This is a genomic window from Ruegeria sp. HKCCD7181, from assembly GCF_057221055.1.
On record NZ_JBWVBC010000021.1, the window covers coordinates 1 to 17,920 of the forward strand.

General features: G+C 54.4%; 18 protein-coding genes and 2 pseudogenes. 12 read left to right on the plus strand and 8 right to left on the minus strand.

The features are described from left to right. Positions 1–296: 296 nt before the first annotated feature. Positions 297–425: pseudogene (locus AC2TCY_RS22385) on the plus strand (IS481 family transposase); the annotation flags it as partial. Positions 426–745: 320 nt separating this feature from the next. On the opposite strand, the gene AC2TCY_RS22390 reads toward AC2TCY_RS22385, so the two are convergent. The 5 genes from AC2TCY_RS22390 to AC2TCY_RS22410 form a co-directional block, all read right to left on the minus strand. Next, complete coding sequence (locus tag AC2TCY_RS22390) at positions 746–1,111, minus strand: WGR domain-containing protein (RefSeq protein WP_480850898.1); 366 nt, start codon at positions 1,109–1,111, stop codon at positions 746–748. A gap of 208 nt (positions 1,112–1,319) precedes the next feature. Continuing rightward, entirely contained in the window at positions 1,320–1,601 is a 282-nt protein-coding gene (locus AC2TCY_RS22395) for an HlyU family transcriptional regulator (RefSeq protein WP_480850900.1), read from the minus strand. A gap of 474 nt (positions 1,602–2,075) precedes the next feature. Further along, the gene (locus AC2TCY_RS22400) at positions 2,076–3,164 is read right to left on the minus strand and encodes a DUF2652 domain-containing protein (protein ID WP_480850902.1); all 1,089 of its coding nucleotides are present in this window, start codon (positions 3,162–3,164) and stop codon (positions 2,076–2,078) included. A 340-nt stretch (positions 3,165–3,504) separates the two neighbouring features. Further along, positions 3,505–3,723 carry a GDCCVxC domain-containing (seleno)protein gene (locus tag AC2TCY_RS22405; RefSeq protein ID WP_480850904.1) on the minus strand — a complete coding sequence of 73 codons (219 nt, stop codon included), beginning with the start codon at positions 3,721–3,723 and terminating at the stop codon, positions 3,505–3,507. Positions 3,724–3,727: 4 nt separating this feature from the next. After that, positions 3,728–4,051: a hypothetical protein gene (locus AC2TCY_RS22410; RefSeq protein WP_480850906.1), complete on the minus strand. Its 324-nt coding sequence runs from the start codon at positions 4,049–4,051 to the stop codon at positions 3,728–3,730. Positions 4,052–4,150: 99 nt separating this feature from the next. Here AC2TCY_RS22410 and AC2TCY_RS22415 point away from each other — a divergent pair, with 99 nt between their 5' ends. Further along, the gene (locus tag AC2TCY_RS22415) at positions 4,151–4,549 is read left to right on the plus strand and encodes a MerR family transcriptional regulator (protein WP_480850908.1); all 399 of its coding nucleotides are present in this window, start codon (positions 4,151–4,153) and stop codon (positions 4,547–4,549) included. A 115-nt stretch (positions 4,550–4,664) separates the two neighbouring features. After that, positions 4,665–5,027, plus strand: coding sequence for a YybH family protein (locus tag AC2TCY_RS22420; RefSeq protein WP_480850910.1), 363 nt, complete (start codon positions 4,665–4,667; stop codon positions 5,025–5,027). A gap of 208 nt (positions 5,028–5,235) precedes the next feature. Here AC2TCY_RS22420 and AC2TCY_RS22425 read toward each other — a convergent pair whose 3' ends face one another. Continuing rightward, entirely contained in the window at positions 5,236–6,312 is a 1,077-nt protein-coding gene (locus AC2TCY_RS22425; RefSeq protein WP_480850912.1) for a DUF2652 domain-containing protein, read from the minus strand. Between the two features lie 213 nt (positions 6,313–6,525). On the opposite strand from AC2TCY_RS22425, the gene AC2TCY_RS22430 reads away from it, so the two are divergent. Together AC2TCY_RS22430 and AC2TCY_RS22435 are read left to right on the plus strand one after the other, a co-directional pair. After that, positions 6,526–8,256, plus strand: a complete 1,731-nt coding sequence (locus AC2TCY_RS22430) for an adenylate/guanylate cyclase domain-containing protein (RefSeq protein WP_480850914.1) — start codon at positions 6,526–6,528, stop codon at positions 8,254–8,256. Between the two features lie 201 nt (positions 8,257–8,457). Next, entirely contained in the window at positions 8,458–10,200 is a 1,743-nt protein-coding gene (locus AC2TCY_RS22435) for an adenylate/guanylate cyclase domain-containing protein (protein WP_480850916.1), read from the plus strand. A gap of 1 nt (position 10,201) precedes the next feature. Here AC2TCY_RS22435 and AC2TCY_RS22440 read toward each other — a convergent pair whose 3' ends face one another. Beyond that, positions 10,202–10,426 carry a hypothetical protein gene (locus AC2TCY_RS22440; protein WP_480850918.1) on the minus strand — a complete coding sequence of 75 codons (225 nt, stop codon included), beginning with the start codon at positions 10,424–10,426 and terminating at the stop codon, positions 10,202–10,204. A gap of 102 nt (positions 10,427–10,528) precedes the next feature. Between AC2TCY_RS22440 and AC2TCY_RS22445 the strand changes: the two genes are divergently transcribed. From AC2TCY_RS22445 to AC2TCY_RS22465, 5 genes and pseudogenes are all read left to right on the plus strand, one after another. Beyond that, positions 10,529–11,425, plus strand: coding sequence for a LysR substrate-binding domain-containing protein (locus AC2TCY_RS22445; protein WP_480850920.1), 897 nt, complete (start codon positions 10,529–10,531; stop codon positions 11,423–11,425). Between the two features lie 107 nt (positions 11,426–11,532). Next, a complete protein-coding gene (locus tag AC2TCY_RS22450; protein WP_480850922.1) occupies positions 11,533–12,165 on the plus strand; it encodes a DUF1348 family protein in 633 nt (210 codons plus the stop codon). After that, positions 12,165–12,671 carry a hypothetical protein gene (locus AC2TCY_RS22455; RefSeq protein WP_480850924.1) on the plus strand — a complete coding sequence of 169 codons (507 nt, stop codon included), beginning with the start codon at positions 12,165–12,167 and terminating at the stop codon, positions 12,669–12,671. The genes AC2TCY_RS22450 and AC2TCY_RS22455 overlap by 1 nt, the downstream gene beginning before the upstream one ends. Positions 12,672–12,692: 21 nt before the next feature. Continuing rightward, positions 12,693–13,193, plus strand: a pseudogene (locus tag AC2TCY_RS22460) (hypothetical protein); the annotation flags it as partial. Between the two features lie 523 nt (positions 13,194–13,716). Further along, positions 13,717–15,900, plus strand: a complete 2,184-nt coding sequence (locus AC2TCY_RS22465; RefSeq protein ID WP_480850925.1) for an esterase-like activity of phytase family protein — start codon at positions 13,717–13,719, stop codon at positions 15,898–15,900. 369 nt (positions 15,901–16,269) lie between these two features. Here AC2TCY_RS22465 and AC2TCY_RS22470 read toward each other — a convergent pair whose 3' ends face one another. After that, entirely contained in the window at positions 16,270–16,578 is a 309-nt protein-coding gene (locus AC2TCY_RS22470; protein ID WP_480850927.1) for a hypothetical protein, read from the minus strand. Between the two features lie 378 nt (positions 16,579–16,956). On the opposite strand from AC2TCY_RS22470, the gene AC2TCY_RS22475 reads away from it, so the two are divergent. Continuing rightward, positions 16,957–17,205, plus strand: a complete 249-nt coding sequence (locus AC2TCY_RS22475; protein WP_480850928.1) for a hypothetical protein — start codon at positions 16,957–16,959, stop codon at positions 17,203–17,205. A gap of 24 nt (positions 17,206–17,229) precedes the next feature. Next, the gene (locus AC2TCY_RS22480; protein ID WP_480850929.1) at positions 17,230–17,640 is read left to right on the plus strand and encodes a hypothetical protein; all 411 of its coding nucleotides are present in this window, start codon (positions 17,230–17,232) and stop codon (positions 17,638–17,640) included. Positions 17,641–17,920 lie beyond the last annotated feature (280 nt).

Here is a 17,920-nt window from a genome sequence, read left to right on the forward strand (position 1 = left end):
TCATCGACCCGTCTTGCGGCGGTAATCCCATCGAACTGACCGAAGAAAACCTGACAGAGTTGTTTAGAACTGCGTTGTGAAACCGGCGGCTCTATTGATGTCATTGAAGGTCCGGTTTCAAACTCAGGGTTGCGTCGCAAACTTTGGATCTGGTTTAACAGGCAGGTAGGCTTCGACGTTATCGCTCTGCTGTCTCTTTCAATGAGCAAAGCCCGCGTAGATTAAATGCGCAGCGTTAGGTGTTTGATCCCAGGGTTTGATGGTGCGATCCATTCGAGGGAATGGAAGGAAGCACTATGGGACAAGTTCGTCATGGCAGCGCCACGACCATGCACGCTATCCGAGCAGCGATACAGCGACCGCAGAGCTGAGCCGAGAGCTTAGCATCAACCCCAAGACGGTCGCGAAGTGGCGGAAGCGGCAGGCCGCGCCTTCCCCCCCCTGCCGGAAGGCGGCGTTTGGCATGTCCAAACCCCTCCTGACTCACCAAAAAAAGGCCAAAGGATCTTCGATCCTGCAGAAACGCAAAAGGGATCGTCACCCGAATAGGCAGATCACCACGGCATGGACCGACCATGACCCAAAGCCCCTGCCCCGGCTCGCAAGAGACGGTCCAGGGGCTACTGGGACAGGGAGATCATGCTGGGGTGATCTGGGTGGAAGCCGGAATGCCGGCTGGAACCAAGGGCCCGGTCACGAGCAGACAGGCTCGGGATTTGCTACCGAAACAGATTGCAACCCGAAGTCACTCACCGACCGGGACGTAGCCTCGTCGCCGCTTTTGCTCTTCGAGTTTTTGGAGCGCTTCATTGGCCTGGGCTTCGTTATCATACGTCACCATCATGGCTTGCCCGTTTGAGCCAATTCGCCCCCAGGTACGAAGGATGGACACTTCCCCAAACAACGTTGGCTGTAACTCTATCCCATAGAACCGCGCCATGTTGACGTCTGGATCCACATGGATCAGGTGGACAGGTCTGGTTGCCGTCAGCTCCATAACGTGATTGTCGGTCAATTCAGCCATACTGTCCAATGACATTGCGAAATCAATTCCCGAGAAAGGATTCTGATCCTGAATGGATTCCGATATCGACATTACCTGCCGTTGCACCCTCACTTCCGCCATTTTCGAGAAAACCAATTAGGTGGATACGTGACATTCGCCGGCCGGGTGTTTCACTTGGTTAGCTAGTACGCCAATCGGAAAACGGCCCTTTGTCGCAGGAAGGGACACAAGACCTGTAGCTTGGAGGCCGAACAGCGGCGGCTCGCAAGAAGCCAATCAGATGGTAACCACTGATCGCAGAGCGGGCTTCAAGCTACCGGTTATCTGAGCCGAAAAGGCGTTCGCCCTGCTCGTCAATCACCTGCTTCGCCTTTGCGATGCTGAAGCTCTCGGCTTGGTCCCGGCTTTCAAAGACATCTGCCCGGATCACCGAATGGGTCTTGCGATCTCCGTCGATAGTCTTTTCGATACGTGCCAAAAGCCGGTATTTGCCACCTTCAGGCATCAGGTCGGGGAAGATTTCGAACCCTTTGTAAGAGACCGGCTCCGGTTCAGACTTTTCGCCGCCGCCAAAGAGTTTAGGGAAGAAGGACATTGGGCGGTTCCTTTCAACATGTATAACCGGAGACTAGCGCCGCTAATGGCAGGCGTGAAGCACGTCGTACTATCAGATCGCTGGTCGTCGATCCGATAGAACGCTCCGTGCGTGGTTTAAAACGTCCCGATCCGCCGCGAAAACCCGTTCCTCCGCATCACTCTCCCTCGTACGGAACGGCCCATTGCCGACATCCAGCGGCAGGTCGCAATGCTGCGGCCGCTGCCCGCATTGCCGCCATTCGCTGCAGGAGCAAAGCCGAAGGTAACTCGAAATCACGGTCTGCCTAACAAAGCGGAAGTGGCTGCTCATTGCCGCGAGGTTTGCGTGAAAGCCATTGCGGCCATCCAAAAGGCTCCAAGCCCATTCTGGCTTGAAGCGAATAACCCCGATCGTAACGGTCCCACGTTCTTCGATGCATCGTATGATGCCCTCAGCCAATTTAGCGGCGGTGTCGCCCCTTTATACCCATCTTTACTGTTCCCGACTCTTTTGACGAGCCTCCAATGCCATCTCGTCGAGAATACCGAAAGCCACAGGATAAAAATTCTCGAATAATTCGATCACCGCTGTTTCCTCCTCGGGATGATGTGTTCCCTCGGCATCAGTAAGCCGCCCCATTCGAAACACGATCTCGGTGCCTTTATCTACAGGGATTAACTCATAGGTCTCCAAATTAGTAAGACCCTCAATAGACGAATTGTGTAGAATATCAGTCACATAATCGAATGGATGCCAGTCGACGATCAGCATCTGAAAGTGAGCGGCTTCATGAATGCAGTGCAAACGAACGCCGGCCGAAGTGCGCGATGCATCCCCTTCCCGATAGGCGTCTTTCAACATCATCCAGCGCATCTTGAGCCGCGGATCTGTGAGCATTTCCCAAACCACTACCGGTGGCGCGTCTATTGTGTGCCGGGTTGTGAACACGGCATCCTCGTCGGTAACGCGGACGGGTCCGGCGACTTCCCGGTATCGTTGCCAGGCCGCAGCAAGGTCGTAGACCCGCATCGGCACGTCGCCAAAGTGCTCGAACTGAGCGCTGTATTGCATGAGGTCAGACTCAATGCCCATTGCCCGGAACGCGTCTTCTGAGAACAGGGCGTAGCTGAGGATACCAGTATCCTCCTTCACATCAGTCTTCGCCATACGATGCACGAGTATGACGTCAGCACCGGAAATATCCTTCATCGGTCCGATCGATAGTTCTTCAAATTTTCCGTGATGCGCAAGGATCTTTAGATCGAGATCGGCTACGTTGCGACATGCGTTGCAGGGGCAAGTCGTGTTTTGCACAATGTTCCGACGGCGTTCGGCGAACGCCCGATAAAGGCTTTCACATATATTGAGGAAAGTTTCCCCAGAAGGGAATGGCCCACTCGAATAAGCGAGAACGGCGTCACCCTCGAGGCCCCGCAACTTCATTGGGTCCTTCAATTCCATCACAATTGCCTCCAGCAAAGAATGGATGATCGGGTTGGCGTGTTCCAACTCTGACCGGGTCAAGTATCCAGTGTAACCGGTGATATCGGCGATGAGCAGATAGCCTGACTGAATAGACATAGTCACAAGGATCCCAATTTCGTGTGTCAATACATATGGTAGACAACGAATTTGTTCCGGGCAACGTAGTTCAGGAACAGGAACTGAATGCCCGGAAATGGCGCCAGATCGGCATTAGTTATTGGTATTTTATCATCTTCTTCGGGCTCGCACCTGCCGTCCGAGACGGCGCAGCATCTGGGTTATCGCTGAAGAATGGGTAATCAATGGTGGCCCATATTTGTCACTGAACGTGCCAATAGATTTTTGCAAGTGCAGCCCTCTATTCGGACATTCGCCGCCGGTGCGAGATTTTGAAGCTGATGAACTCACTCATCGCGCAACAAACCTGCCATTTAACTCAACCGCAACAACTATCTCCCATTTGAATTGGCGGGCACGGAACGGTGGCATAGGAGCAGTATACGCAGCAGTCGCCCTTGAGTGGCTTCAATACTGTCTCGCACGCCTTGCACTTATAGAACCACTGGCAGGCGTTTGTCGGCATTTCCTCTGTCTCGGCATGTCCGCATTTGGGACACGTCAATGTGCTTTCAAGCACCACGTTTTGTTCCGTCATTGTCTCACATCTGCATAATCAGATAATCGTTGACCCGAGCCTCATTGAACACGATGACCCATGCCAGTCCGGTCATTGCTGTGCTTCCGGCAAGCCACCATTTCAACCGCCCAATTGATCCGCGTCGATGCGATACCGACCAAGACAACGCGACCAGCGCAGTCGATATTGTCAGCACATAAAAACTTACTGTCGCAATTTTCCCGAATATTGCCAGCCAACTGCCGCCCAACCCGAGCAACATCATGGCCATGGGTAGAACACAGCAGGTCGCCACGCCAAGCGCTGAAACCGATCCTAAATAACTGAGGCCAAGGTATTTCTGCATCCTTCTACTCCACTGGTCTTCACGGCACGGCTTTGCAGTGATGACCCAAACGGTGTATAAATCCTGTAGCCACTACAGGATCAAGCAGGACAATTTCATATGATTGCGATTGGAGAGGCTTCCCGGCAAAGTGGAGTCGGTATTGAAACCATCCGCTATTATGAACGCGAAGGCGTTGTGCCAAAACCCGAGCGCGCCTCCAACAATCGCCGTCTCTACTCACAACGTGATGTTGGAAGGTTGCGTTTTTTGAGAAAGTGCCGGGATTTAGGATTCCCACTTGCAGACGCGAAGACGCTGCTCAACCTGTCAGAAAGCAGTGGTGCAGACTGCCAAACCGTGAAGGAGATGGCAGAGCGTCATGTCTCCAATGTGCGTCGTAAGATCAAGGAGTTGACAGTTCTGGAAGCGGCGTTGAATGAACTTACTGCTAACTGCGATAGCGGAAACATATCCTGCCCAATGCTCTCCCAACTGAGGACAACAGATAGCCACTAAGTCCTCGGTCCAGACTTGCGGCGATGCGGCACCCAAGGTTGAACACCAGAGATGAACATCAACCCGAGCTCCTGTGATAGCCTGAGGGCACCAGCAAAAAACTCGGGAGTAAACAATGTCGGATATTGATACTGTAAAAGCACTCGACGCGGCTATCATCCAGGGGATCAATGCAAAGGACGCAAGTAAGGCGACAGCACCCTATGCTGAAGATGGCGCGGCCATGCCGCCGGGTGCGCCGATAATGACAGGTCATACAGCCATTCGGGAATATTGGCAGGCAGCAATTGACGGCGGCCTGAGTAATGTTGTGGCCAATCTGACCGACGCCCATATCGGCGGAGATTGTGCCGTTACTATGGGAACCCTGACCGGCTCGATGGGAGGGCAAAAACTTTCTGGGAAGTACGTTCTCTACTTCCGAAAAGGCGACGACGGCTGGAAGGTACAGCGCGACATCTGGAACTTCGACGCATAGAGTGTCGGCGATGGCTTAACGGTCAAATCTACTGATTTGTGCTGGCAGGTCGCATCCATCGAACTTGGCTTGCGTGCCGCGATGACGTCACCACTGTGTGCTCAGCACAACTGCTGGAGTGTAGCTTTTCATAGCCTACTCCTTTGATCAGGCAGCGCTGGGATCATCTACCAGTCAGATCTGTCGCCCGACGTTAAGCCGTACGGTGCTATTTGGATTGGCTGAGTTGCTCATTCATGTCCGCAAAAGACTCCGCCCAGAATTCCGCTAAAAACGCGGAACATTCCTGTTCGGAAATTTCCGAACGCGTGCCATCTGCTTCCGTTGCCATACCCATTGTGTAGCGCAGTTCGGTACCCTTATCTGTTTCTGTCAGATGGTAGGTCTCGGGAAAGCTGACATCGGGGCGCGCAGGGTCCAGAATGCGCGTCGAGAAATACTCAAAGGGTTCCCAATCCGTGACCCGATAAAAGAACTGGGCCATTTCATGCGCGCAATGATAGCCTGACCCCGGGCCAAGACGTCCCAAAGGGTTCTCCATCTTGATGTCGCTGACGCTGTTCATCCATTTCAGCTTGTGTTCAGGAGCGACAAGGGCCTCCCACACGAGGCCCATGGGCGCATCGAAATGGTATCGCAGCGTCCACACGCCATCTTCTTCTTCGAGAAAATCGCGCTGGCGATCAGCGCGCATCTTTTCCCATGATTTCGCCAGATCGTAGACCTTCATTCCGACTTCACCAAAATGTTCTATTTCCTGGGAAAACGGCTTCATTATATCGCTAATATCCATGGCTTCTGCGGCCGCTTCGCTAAACAAGGCGTAGCTGTGAATGCCGGTGCGCTCGGCAACTTCCGTCTTGGTCAACCTGTGAACAAGAATGACATCGGCACCGGAGATGTCTTTGGTCGGCCCCAGTTGCATTTCATCGAACTGACCGTGATGGGCGATGATCTTGAGGTCCAGACCGCCAACATTGGCGCATGCCCGGCACGGACATGTCGTGTTGGCGATTATATCCTGCCGTCTGAGGGTGAACGCGTTGTAGAGATTTTCGCAAATGGTCAGAAATGTCTCTCCCGACGGGAAATCCTGTCGTGTCGTATAAGCCAGAACGGCATCGCCTTCGGTTTTCCAGAAATGCAGCGGGTCTCCAACCTGCTCAAGCAGAACGCTAAGAAGGGATTGCAGAATGGGATTGGCATGATCCATTTCCGAAGATGTCAGAAACTGAGTGTATCCAGTAATGTCGGCAATCAGCAGGTAACCTGTGTGCGTTGTCATTTGGCAGCCCCCCGGTCCAAAGATCGCGTGCGCTCACCATAGATGAAAACATACTTAAACAACAAATATGATCGGTTGCGCGAAGTGGTCCCGATCTTCAGCCGCTGTCAATGAACCCTTGGCGTTCTCAGCCGAAATTGGAGCGGAGGCATTAACGCTTTATCCAAAACTACTGAAGTTTCTTCTACGCCGCCCTTCGGCTATGCTTCATCCATGTCGAATGCCTCTGAACGACGGCTGACCGCTATTCTGGCTGCGGATGTGGCAAACTATTCCAAACTCATGGGGGAGGATGAAGCTGCCACATTAACCGCGCTGCGCCGTTTTCGGAACGACATTCTTACTCCGGCAGTCGGTGCGCATCACGGCAGGGTGATAAAAAGCATGGGGGACGGCTGGCTGGTTGAATTTCCCAGCGTGGTCAATGGTATCGAGTGCGCGATGGCTGTCCAAAACGCACTGACCGACGATCCCCGGATCACATTGAGGATGGGATTGCACAGTGGCGATGTGAGTTTTGCCGATGAAGACGTCTATGGCGACGGCGTCAACGTGGCCGCACGCCTTCAGAATCTGGCTGAGCCAGGTTCACTGGTGATTTCGGAAACTGCGCGGCGCAGCCTTGATGCCAGGCTTTCGGATCACTTCACCTGTCTCGGTTCTCAGAAACTCAAAAACATCGCAGAGCCTTTGGTCGCCTATGGTTGGGGAATGTCTGCATCAGCCATCCAGAGCTACCTTTTGGAGGTGCCGGAACGACCTTCGATTGCGGTTTTGGCCTTTGACAACGTGCCCCAAAACGCGGATCAGACCTTTTTTGCCGAAGGTATCGCCGAAGATGTGATTTCCGCGCTGTCCCGGTTTCACTGGTTCTTCGTGATCTCTCGAAATACGAGCTTTTCCTACCGGGGTCGCGTCATCGGAACAGAGCAAATCGCTCGCGATCTGGGCGTGCAATACGTTCTTGAGGGCAGCGTTCGAAGGGTCGGCAACAGGGTTCGCGTTTCGGTAAAACTGATCGACGCCATTGCAAACCATTACGTCTGGACCGATCGATTTGACGGCGTGATTGGAGACATCTTCGATCTGCAGGACGAGATCACGCAGAAAATTGTGGGCGCAGTCGCACCTGAATACCTGACTGCAGAAATGCAACGCGCAAGGCGCAAGGTGGTCCCGCGGATGGATGCCTGGGAATTGTCTGCGCGCGCCCATTGGCATATCTCGCAGTTGACAAAAGCAGACGTAGCCGAAGCCCAGAACCTGCTCATGAAAGCCGTCGAGTTGGACCCGCACAGCTCATTCGGGCTGGCGGATTTGTCATTTACGCTTCTGATGCAATGCGTGAACGGCTGGAGTGATGACCCTGACGCTTCCAAGTCCGAGGCGGTAAAACTGGCGCAACGGGCGGTTTCGATGAACGGCCGCGACGCGTATGCGATGGCCCTACTTGGTGCGGCGGATTTGTTTTCAGGCCATCATCAAGACGCCGTGAGGATGTTGCAGGACGCCATAGCCCTCAACCCCAACGACCCCCATGCCTACGCTTTGCTTGCCAGATCTCAGGTTTACCTGGGCGACGGCAAGGAAGCGCTCGATAACATCATGGCAGCGATCAGGCTCAGCCCGCGCGATCCTTTGATGGCTTTGTGGTACTCCATTCGCTCGCTATGTGGATTTGTGGCAGGTCGGCACGAAGAAGCCATCGCGTGGGCCGAGGCGTCAATCCGGGTCCAGCCAAACCGCGGCAGCTCTTATCTTGATCTTGCCGTGAACAATGCCATTTGCGGCAAGCTGGATGAGGCGAGGCAGGCTGTTCTCGACCTAAAGCGTCTCGACCCCGGCGCCTCTCTTCAGTTGGCAGAGCGCACACATCCCTTCGCACGATTGGAAGATCGCGAACGCTATCAACAGGGTTTGCGCGCAGCCGGGTTGAACCGGTGAACGCGGCCCAAAGGAGACATCCATCAACTGGCCAGAATGCTGCGGTCGCAGCCCGCTTTGCGGACATACTCTGCGACTTCGAAAGCGGGCGCCAGAAGAACTGTCACAACGAGCACAAAGCCTCCGCTCAATAGATGTGACCATTCAGTTACGGATGGCCTAATACCACACCAATCGTTATGCAGAGCAAGGGAGGCAAATTTGGAGCGACAGCTTGCAGCAATTCTGGTCGCCGATATGGTCGGCTATACTCGTCGCATGGAGCGAGACGAAGCTGGCACGCTTGCTGCATTGTCCGCTCACATAGATGGTACAGTTGCACCTCTGATCAATCGTCACCACGGACGGATTGTCAAACTTATGGGTGATGGCCTTTTGGCTAGCTTCAATAGTGCTGCAGACGCGGTTTCTTGCGCCGTTGAATGGCAACAAGCACCCTTGGTAGAGCCAGACCCGTTGCTTTTCCGCATTGGCATCAATCTTGGTGACATCCTCATGCAAGAGGATGATGTCTTCGGCTCTGGTGTTAACCTTGCCTCGCGTTTAGAGCAACTTGCCCCGCCAGGAGGTGTGCTCGTCTCGGACGCTGTCTATCGCGTGGTTGGCAACCGCATTTCGGTCGTGTGGGAGGACGCAGGCACACATACCATCAAAAACATCGCTGAGCCTGTTAGGGCCTGGCGCATTGGAGGAGCGGAGCAAGTACAGCCTGACGCGAAGCCAGCAGCTACACCCTGCAAAGCTACCATCGCAGTCTTACCTTTGCACAGTTTGAGTGACGAACCGGAGCAGGCATTCTTCAGCGATGGCATCGCGGAAGACATTATCACTGGGTTGTCTCGATTTCGTACTCTTCAGGTTGTCTCCAGAAATGCATCTTTCCGTTTCAGAACACAGGAAGCCGATCCGGCAGAGATAGCAGCAGAATTGGGAGCCGATTATCTCGTAGTAGGCAGCGTTCGAAAGGCCGGTAGTCGGGTAAGGATTTCTGTACAGCTCGCGGAAGCTAGTACGGGCTCGCAGCTATGGTCAGAACGATATGATCGCGAGTTGGAAGACATCCTGTCCGTTCAGGATGAGGTGGCCCGCAACATCGTTGCGGTCCTTCCGGGACGTGTTCAACACAACGTTGTCGACCGATCATCGCAAAAACCAGCAGATGAGATGAAGGCCTATGAGTTGATGCTACGAAGCAAAGCTCTTCGAGATGGCCTAAATGCCAGGGATACGGCCAAAGCACGAGCTCTGCTGGAACGGGCCATTGCGCTCGATCCGTCCATCGCTCGGTCTTACATGTACCTCTCAGACACCTATGTTATCGATCTTTGGCTGGGATTGGCAGACTCTGACGCTTCTGATCACATCCTGCATATCGCCCGAAAGGGTGCCGCACTGGACAACCGGGACGTCTACATTCAAGACCAACTGGGTTTTGCTTATCTCTGCGCAGGTCTCTGGGACGAAGCAGATGCCCAGTTCGAAAAGACGCTGTCGCAGATCGAAAACGAAGCGGAGTCCATGGCGTGGTGCGGTTATGCTTTTCTGTTGCTGGGGAGGCACAAGAAGGCGAGAGAAGTCGTATCGGAAGCGATGCGGCTAGATCCGTTGCATCCCCCGTCCATCGATTGGATCATGGGGCAGATAGAATTCTTTTGCGGAAACTACGAGCAAACAATCGGCTTTTTGATGGGAGAGGCTCGGCTCAACTCGTTAGCTGCGGCATTCGTCGCAGCTTCTTACGCGCACCTTGGCCGGCAATCTGAGGCGGCAGCCGCGTTGCAGGAATTTATTGCGGAACGCCATGACGAATTTGGGAGTCGAGGCATCGAAGTGACCGACGATAATCTCCCCACTCTTGCGCGCGGTTATGAATCCATGTGGCGGCGTCGAGACGATTTCGAAGTTTTGGCGACCGGTCTGCATAAAGCTGGTTTGCCTGTCTGACTTACTTAATCAAAGGTCCGTGTAAGGCGTTATGCCAATCAATCTCGGCTTCGGGGATTCCGGAATCTTGCCGTTCAACTTTGCTCATTCTCGTAGGATCAATTCGCATCGCAAGAAGCGAACGAAGCGACCCTTTGACTTTTTCACGCCAGGCGTACGAACTTTTGACACCAGGGACTGGGACTTCACGATGTGATTCAAAATCACGAAAATCGGCATATTTCATGGATCCCTCCTGTTTTAGATATGCACCTACATTCATAAAAAATTTGGTATCCCACAAACGCCGTTTTTTGACATTAATTGTTCCAAAAAGTCACAATCGATCATGCCAAGAAACTTACCTCCCCTAAATCCGCTGCGTGCCTTTGAGACTGCTGGGAGGTTGGGTAGCTTTACCCGTGCAGCGGAGGAATTGAACGTATCGCACTCCGCAATTTCCCGTCACATTCGCGGGTTGGAAAAGCGGCTTAACGTGCATCTGTTTCGGACGCAAAAATCTGGCGTTGCCCTCACCGAACAGGGACAAATCTACTTGGGACAGATCACACCTGCTCTTGACCAAATTGGCATCGCAACTGACGCTCTGACTTCTGCGCCCAAAGGTGTTGTTACCATGACGACAGAGAGCGCCGTCGCGCAAAAATGGCTGGTGCCACGGTTACCACGACTGAAAGCCGCGCATCCAGAGATAGACTTACGCCTTTCGATCACAACTGAGGTCATGGACATCGAGGCGCACGATTTCGATCTGGGCTTGAGATATCTGCGCGCCCACCCAGACGAAGGGTACGACCTGTTGTTCCCATCTCTGGTAAGAGCTTATGCCGCGCCACACTTTGCGCCAAAAATAAGTTCTGAGGTCGACCTTAAGGTTCTGGCATCTAGCCCATTGATTGAAGAGGCAACCTTCCGTCTTTGGCCAGAATGGTTCTCGAAATCTGGTTTGAAAGAGCTCCCTGCTCTTGATCTGCCTCATCCACTTGGAGCAATACTGTCAATCCAATCAGCCGTGGCCGGCTTAGGGGCTGTTCTGATGGACAAGCACCTATGTCAAACAGAAGTTGAGACGGGTGCATTGGTGTGCCTCAGCGATGTAGAAATTCCGATTGGCGGATATTACCTCGCCGCCAACCAGCGCGCAGGAAGACGGCGCGCCGTCCGTGTTGTACGAAAGTGGCTGCAGCAGGAGGCGCGATCCGGAAAAGGGGTCGCGACTGCGTAGTTCCTCGCTACTGGCAGTATGAAATCGAACACAACAGATTGTCTGACTTCTGGGCTCGACGTCGTGTTGAATGAAATCGCTGCCACTGTAACGGCGGGAATGTTGACTTGACCGGTGATGTCGCGGTTACCAAGATTGAGGACGAGTACTTTGGCGCGACATTCGCTGACTACCTGACGCTGATTAAACCCGAATACCGCTGGCAAGCAGGGATGAAAACGTGCTTTAGTCCTGCAAACCTCTCGTACTTGTGTGACCACAGTGGCATTTCCCGTCGCTTTGATGAAATTGGTTTCCATGCGCTAACGTCGCTGAAACGCAATTGCTGCTTCCTGGGGGACATTTTGATACCTGATTTTGAGACTGCTCAAAGAATGGCGAAAACGCATTGCGACGCCTGGACCGAACGAAATCCAGGGGCCGTGGCAAGCCGCTACGCAATTAACACGACCATGGGTATGAACCGCGGCGACCCGATGACAAGCCAAGCCGAAATCGCCGAAATGGCTGAGGGTTTTATGGCCGACTTTCCCGATCTCACCCTCAAGCTCGACAGTGTTTTAGTTGCCGATCACCATATGGTCTACGCATGGACCTTCGAGGGACACCACAAAGGCACAGGCAACCATGTGAAGTTCTCTGGTTGGGAAGAATGGGATCTGGACAACGATCTTAGGGTGATCAAGTCGTTGGACTGGTATGACAGCGCCGATTATGAACGCCAGGTTGCTGGCGACTGATGATTACTGCCAAGGGAGCACGGCCCGTGCGGGCGATCGTCTACGGTGTCGGAGAGATGGGCTCGGTCGTTACCCGGCTTCTTGTGGAACGTGGCGTAGATATCATCGGAGCGATCGGACGCAGCGAAAGCAAGATTGGCCGAGATCTGGGGGATGTTGCAAGCCTTGGAACATCACTCGGTGTCAAGGTTGAGGCAGATGCAAAAGCAGTTCTGGCCCGCGGCGCCGACATCGCCATCGTCTGCGTCGGGAGTTACCTAGAGACCATGCAACGGCAATTCGCGGTGTGCCTGGAGAACGGAGTGAATGTTGTCACCATCGAGGAGGAAACCATCTTCCCTTGGACAAGTGCGCCGAAACTAGCACGGGAGCTTGACGCGTTGGCCAAGGCAAACGGTGTTACGCTCGACGCATCCGGCGCACAGGATGTTGTCTGGTTAAACCTGATTACCACTCTTTTGGGCGCATCGCACAGGATAGACCGGGTCGAAGGACACTCTGTTTGAAATGTCGACGACTACGGACCCGAGGTTGCGCGACATATATGCATCGGCATGCCGCGCGATCAATTCGAGCAGCACGTGGCTGACAATGGATGGCCCGAATTCGTAGCGCGGCAAACGCTGGAGGCAATGGCGGCGCGATTGGCGCTGTCGGTTGCAGATATTAACTCGACCGTATTGCCAATCGTGGCCGATGCCCCGGTCGCTTGCCGCGCGCTTGGGACTGAAGTCGCGGTCGGCTCTCTAATCGGAACCATAGACACGAAGAAAGTCACGGCCGAGGAAGGGCCTCAGTTTGAGTTCAGAATGGAAGGCCGCATTCACCAGGAAGGTGAAACCGACGGCAACACCTGGCGGGTCTACGGCGAGCCCGACTTGCACCTGCGGAACGACAACGTGCCGACACGCGTTGTTACCTGTTCAACAATGGAGAACCGGATTGCCGACGTCATCAAAGCCCCTCCGGGCCTAGTGTCTTTGGACATGTTAGCTGCGCCGTCTCATCAATCGCATCTAATGATCTGAGGGGCTGGTAGCGGGACACGCAGTCTTGTCCGACGGCACCTCTCCGTCTTCACCGGCCCAAAGCCGACCTTGCGTACATGGTTTGATTTCTGCGACTTCGGCCCTCTTTCCGGACATTCGCTGCAGGTGCGTTGCCGTCTAACCAGGAGGCCGTCAACTGTCAAAAGTTCGCAATACGGACTTCTCTAATTTAATAGGCAAGATCATCCCCACGCGACTTATCCACCGGAAACTCCGTCCGGGAAACAAGGACACAGAGACAGGAAGTGCGCGCGTTTGAACGAGATTGTCACGGTTGGCTCTTGTCGAAATTTTAGACGCTACCAACACGAGTACCTCGTCTCGGATAAAGATGCCGAAAACTTGCGACACAACCTTAGATCTGATTGGGTTTGAATTGGCCAGCGTATACGACGGTGACCTACCTTTTTGCGGTTGTCATCAAACTGAATCCGAACCGTCACAAAACCGCAATGAACCACGGCCATGCCTCTCTCATCCAAGTGAGAGAGGATACCAAACGATGTCATTGCGCTTTGCCTGCCTGACATCTGCCCTTGCCCTGACAACCGGTCAGGCTGTGGCAGAAATGAATTTCAACCGAATTGCGTCTTTCCCGGTCGTCAAGAATATGGCCGAGGGGGCGGATACCACCCGTGAGACCTCGCCCGAGATCATTGCGGCGACCGCGGATGGCATGACGTTGGTTTACACCGACAGCCCGCTGGGTGTGATCGGCATGGTCGACATCACCAACCCCGCGAAACCTGCGCCTCTGGGCGCGATGGAGGTAGGCGGTGAGCCGACATCCGTAGGCATCGTCGGCGCGACGGCCTTTGTGGGTGTGAACACGTCGGAAAGCTATACCGCCCCCTCGGGCAAGCTGATTTCGGTCGACATCGCCGGCCAGACGGAAACTGGCGCCTGTGATCTGGGCGGCCAGCCGGACAGCGTCGCCATCGCCCCCGATGGCAGCTTTGTCGCCGTTGCGATCGAAAACGAGCGCGACGAAGACCTGAATGACGGCATCATCCCGCAGCTGCCCGCCGGGTCGTTGGCGCTGGTGCCGCTGAAAGGCGGCGCGCTGGATTGTACGGGCATGAAAATGGCGTCGCTGACAGGTCTGGCCGAGGTAGCGCCCACTGACCCTGAGCCGGAATTCGTGGACATCAACAGCCTGGGCGAAACTGTCGTCACCCTGCAGGAAAACAACCACATCGCCGTTGTTGATAAGAACGGCACCGTGACCAGCCATTTCTCGGCCGGCAGCGTGGATCTGGAAGGCATCGACGCCACCGACGAGCGCGGCGCGCTGATCTTCACGGAAAGCCAGCCGGGCCGTCTGCGCGAGCCGGACGCGGTGAAATGGATCGACGACAACCACTTTGCCACCGCCAACGAAGGCGACTATGAGGGCGGATCGCGTGGCTGGACCATTTTCCGCAAGGACGGCACCGTCGTTTACGAAAACGGCACCGATTTCGAGAAGGCGATTATCCAGATCGGCCACTATCCCGACAAACGCTCTGACAGCAAAGGCGTTGAACCTGAAAGCGTGACCGCAGCAACCTTTGGCGGCACGCCAATGATCTTTGTTGGGGCCGAACGCGCCTCAGTCGTTGGTGTCTATGATGCCACCGATCCGGCGAACCCTGTACTGAAACAGCTGCTGCCCTCGGGAGTTGGCCCGGAAGGTTACGTTGCCATCCCAGAGCGCAACCTGCTGATCTCGGCCAACGAAAAAGACCTGATCGAAGATGGCGGCCCGCGTGCGCATGTCAGTATCTTCGAATATCAAGACGCCCGCGCCAACTATCCGCATCTGACCTCGGAAGGCACTGATGAGCTGATCGGGTGGGGAGCGCTCTCCGGTCTGGTCGCCGACGAAGACGGCATGATCTACGCGGTCAATGACAGCTTCTACGGCTTCCAGCCCTCGATCTTCAAGATCGACCCTAGCCAGCAGCCCGCTCGCATCGTCGACGTGATCCGAATTCACCGTCAAGACGGTAACGCAGCTCAGAAGCTGGACCTGGAAGGCATCACGCTGGACGGCAAGGGTGGCTTCTACGTCGCTTCCGAAGGCCGCACCGACCGTGTCATCCCGCATGCGATCTACCATGTCTCTGCCGAAGGCAAGATCAAAGACCGCAAGGGCGAAATCGGCCTGCCGCCGAAGCTGATGGCCGTTGAGAAGCGATTTGGCTTTGAGGGCATCACCAAGGTTGGCGACACCCTGTGGATGGCCGTTCAGCGCGAATGGAAGGACGATCCCAAGAACCATGTGAAATTGGTCGCCTACAATCTGGAAACCAAGGAATGGGGTGCCGTGCACTATCCCAAAGCCGATCCGGAGAGAGGCTGGGTTGGCCTGTCAGAAATCGTGGCCTTCGGTGACCATATCTATGTCATCGAACGCGACAACCAGCACGACCACCGCGCAGTGACCAAGAAAATCTACCGCATCCCGCTGTCCGAGATGACCCCGGCCCCGCTAGGTGGAGACCTGCCCGTGGTCAGCAAGCAAGAGGTCCGCGACCTGCTGCCAGACCTGACCTCGACCGGCGGTTACGTCCTGGACAAGATCGAAGGTCTGGCCATCCTGCCCTCTGGCGAGGCGTTTGTGATGACCGACAATGACGGCGTCGACGACGCCTCAGGCGAGACGATGTTCTGGTCGATCGGTTCGGTTTCGGCTGGGAACTAGGCCAAATATCAGAGATTGAAGAGCCCCGCGTAGAGACGCGCGGGGCAATTGCATTTAAAGCCAGTTTTGGTCCTTTTAGAATAGTTCCGCATCGGGCTCTGTTGCAAACTCTTGACAGTTGAAGGGCACCTGGTGACCTGAGCCCGTGGATCACCGAACCGGACTTTCGCTACGGGGGCAAAGTTCGCCTCTAACGAATACATTCGATTCCGTATAATCCATTCGCAGCCTTGCAACTATTTCAAATTTGAGAGCCAATCATCATTGAGGGATGATATTGCGAGCAATCAGTGTGTATTCGAAATCTGAAAATTTCGTTCCATAGACATCCGTGTAAGTGACTTTGACGACAGTATCATCAAGCTTCGTTCAAAGGGCTTGAGATCTAATTTGAGTTGCAATGTTCTCGGGCTCTGGATCATAATACAACAGTCTCTGCGCACTCCCAGATGAAACCGCGCTTTCCGCCTCTAGTTCGAAAAGTACTATCTCCCCTGCAGTCCCTTTAGAAAAGCTGCCGGGGTCGACCATTGTGTTTGCGACCGTACCATCCTTGTATTCGTAGCTGACCTCAATCAGGACCATCGGGCCTGTGCCCATATTCTCCGAGTCCACAAAAAGATCATCAGAGGTCTGCTCGAATAAAAAAGTTGAAATTGGCTTGACCGAAAGCTTCATGTGCTTCCGCTGAGTGATATCGGAAGAAACCGACACGAAAACTGCTGCAACTGATGCCAACACGCTCCTAGAGCGATCCACCTGTCAGTCGTCATAGATGCTTCTCTGTCCTGTTCTATTAGCTTTACAATTTCCAGAAAAACTTGAAAATCGGCCCAAAGCGGTCTTCCGTAGGAGAGGTTCGATGCCGCGGTGCGACCCGTCAGAGGAGACATTCGCCGCAACCGAAAAAATTGGGTTATGGGCGAACTCATACATTGCGGGACAAAGCTTTCGTTTCTAGTCTCGGATCAACGACTCCAAGCTTTCCGGGTTCGTCCCTGATCACCCGAGCAATCGCTGTGCTCCCAACAAGAAGGGCGTTTTCGGTAGGAAGTGATGATCAATCTGAGTACGGACGAACGAGAATCCATTGAGGACATGAATGTGGAGGCGCTTCAGAGTGCTATCGAGGAAGCGCGGACCGCGCGCAACTCCACTGCGTTGACCAGCCTGCAGCTCTATCGCCTTGGCGCTTACGTCCAATCGGCCGAACACCGGTTCAACCTTGCGCTGGCTAGTCTGCGCAAGGCGAAGTCGGCAGCGAAGATCGCAAGTACAGAGCAAGCAGCCATTCGTTCCGGATGAGATCTCGTCTCAGCAGTCGATCAGATGAAGGACCGGGCAAGACGAGAAAAGCGCGATGGTAAGTTCTTCTATGTCGATGACTACATCTACGAACCCCTCACGTTTCGACCTGAGATGATCGTCTCAGTTTCTTACCGCTGGCGAGTCACGGAAAACGACGACTGGTCTCATGATCGGATAATTTTCCATCACCGCCATGTCGCCCGGTCTCACCCCGGGGCTTTAGCTGATCGGCGAAAGCTCACCGCGCGTCAGCGCGAGAAAGAGATGTCTGAGACGCTCCAGCGGGCGTGGTATCACTTGCGTGATCTCGCCCTTTTCAGCGTGAGGGATTTTTTTCGCGATGGTGGCAATGGCGCGGACATCCCAGAGACGTTCGATGCCGTTACTGATCGCGGCAGCTTGAATAACTTCAGTCTGAAATTCTGGGCATGACAACCTCGGAACTGCTGATCTCTACACCGCAGCGTTTCCTGAGGTCGAGACCGGCCCAAACCGATTACCGGCCCAATCCTGCCGCTCATTTAGGTGTGCAACGCTGCGGTGCAGCTTCCCCGAAGCGGACATTGAACTACTATCGGGATGGAGCGTTAATCAGACGACTGCAACGCGGACTTTGCTGACTTTAGAGGCGCTATCTCCAATGTCCTTTGTCTGCAGCTACCCAGGGTTTCTAAGCAACAGGACTACCGTCCGAACAATGCTGAGCGAAACT

Excerpts from the sequence above, each read along its gene's own strand:
- AC2TCY_RS22440 (WP_480850918.1), bottom strand. The coding sequence starts at position 10,426 with ATGAAATATGCCGATTTTCGTGATTTTGAATCACATCGTGAAGTCCCA.
- AC2TCY_RS22415 (WP_480850908.1), top strand. The coding sequence starts at position 4,151 with ATGATTGCGATTGGAGAGGCTTCCCGGCAAAGTGGAGTCGGTATTGAA.
- AC2TCY_RS22455 (WP_480850924.1), top strand. The coding sequence starts at position 12,165 with ATGATTACTGCCAAGGGAGCACGGCCCGTGCGGGCGATCGTCTACGGT.
- AC2TCY_RS22420 (WP_480850910.1), top strand. The coding sequence starts at position 4,665 with ATGTCGGATATTGATACTGTAAAAGCACTCGACGCGGCTATCATCCAG.
- AC2TCY_RS22465 (WP_480850925.1), top strand. The coding sequence starts at position 13,717 with ATGTCATTGCGCTTTGCCTGCCTGACATCTGCCCTTGCCCTGACAACC.
- AC2TCY_RS22400 (WP_480850902.1), bottom strand. The coding sequence starts at position 3,164 with ATGTCTATTCAGTCAGGCTATCTGCTCATCGCCGATATCACCGGTTAC.
- AC2TCY_RS22480 (WP_480850929.1), top strand. The coding sequence starts at position 17,230 with ATGAAGGACCGGGCAAGACGAGAAAAGCGCGATGGTAAGTTCTTCTAT.
- AC2TCY_RS22475 (WP_480850928.1), top strand. The coding sequence starts at position 16,957 with ATGATCAATCTGAGTACGGACGAACGAGAATCCATTGAGGACATGAAT.
- AC2TCY_RS22410 (WP_480850906.1), bottom strand. The coding sequence starts at position 4,051 with ATGCAGAAATACCTTGGCCTCAGTTATTTAGGATCGGTTTCAGCGCTT.
- AC2TCY_RS22425 (WP_480850912.1), bottom strand. The coding sequence starts at position 6,312 with ATGACAACGCACACAGGTTACCTGCTGATTGCCGACATTACTGGATAC.
- AC2TCY_RS22445 (WP_480850920.1), top strand. The coding sequence starts at position 10,529 with ATGCCAAGAAACTTACCTCCCCTAAATCCGCTGCGTGCCTTTGAGACT.
- AC2TCY_RS22470 (WP_480850927.1), bottom strand. The coding sequence starts at position 16,578 with ATGAAGCTTTCGGTCAAGCCAATTTCAACTTTTTTATTCGAGCAGACC.
- AC2TCY_RS22405 (WP_480850904.1), bottom strand. The coding sequence starts at position 3,723 with ATGACGGAACAAAACGTGGTGCTTGAAAGCACATTGACGTGTCCCAAA.
- AC2TCY_RS22395 (WP_480850900.1), bottom strand. The coding sequence starts at position 1,601 with ATGTCCTTCTTCCCTAAACTCTTTGGCGGCGGCGAAAAGTCTGAACCG.
- AC2TCY_RS22430 (WP_480850914.1), top strand. The coding sequence starts at position 6,526 with ATGTCGAATGCCTCTGAACGACGGCTGACCGCTATTCTGGCTGCGGAT.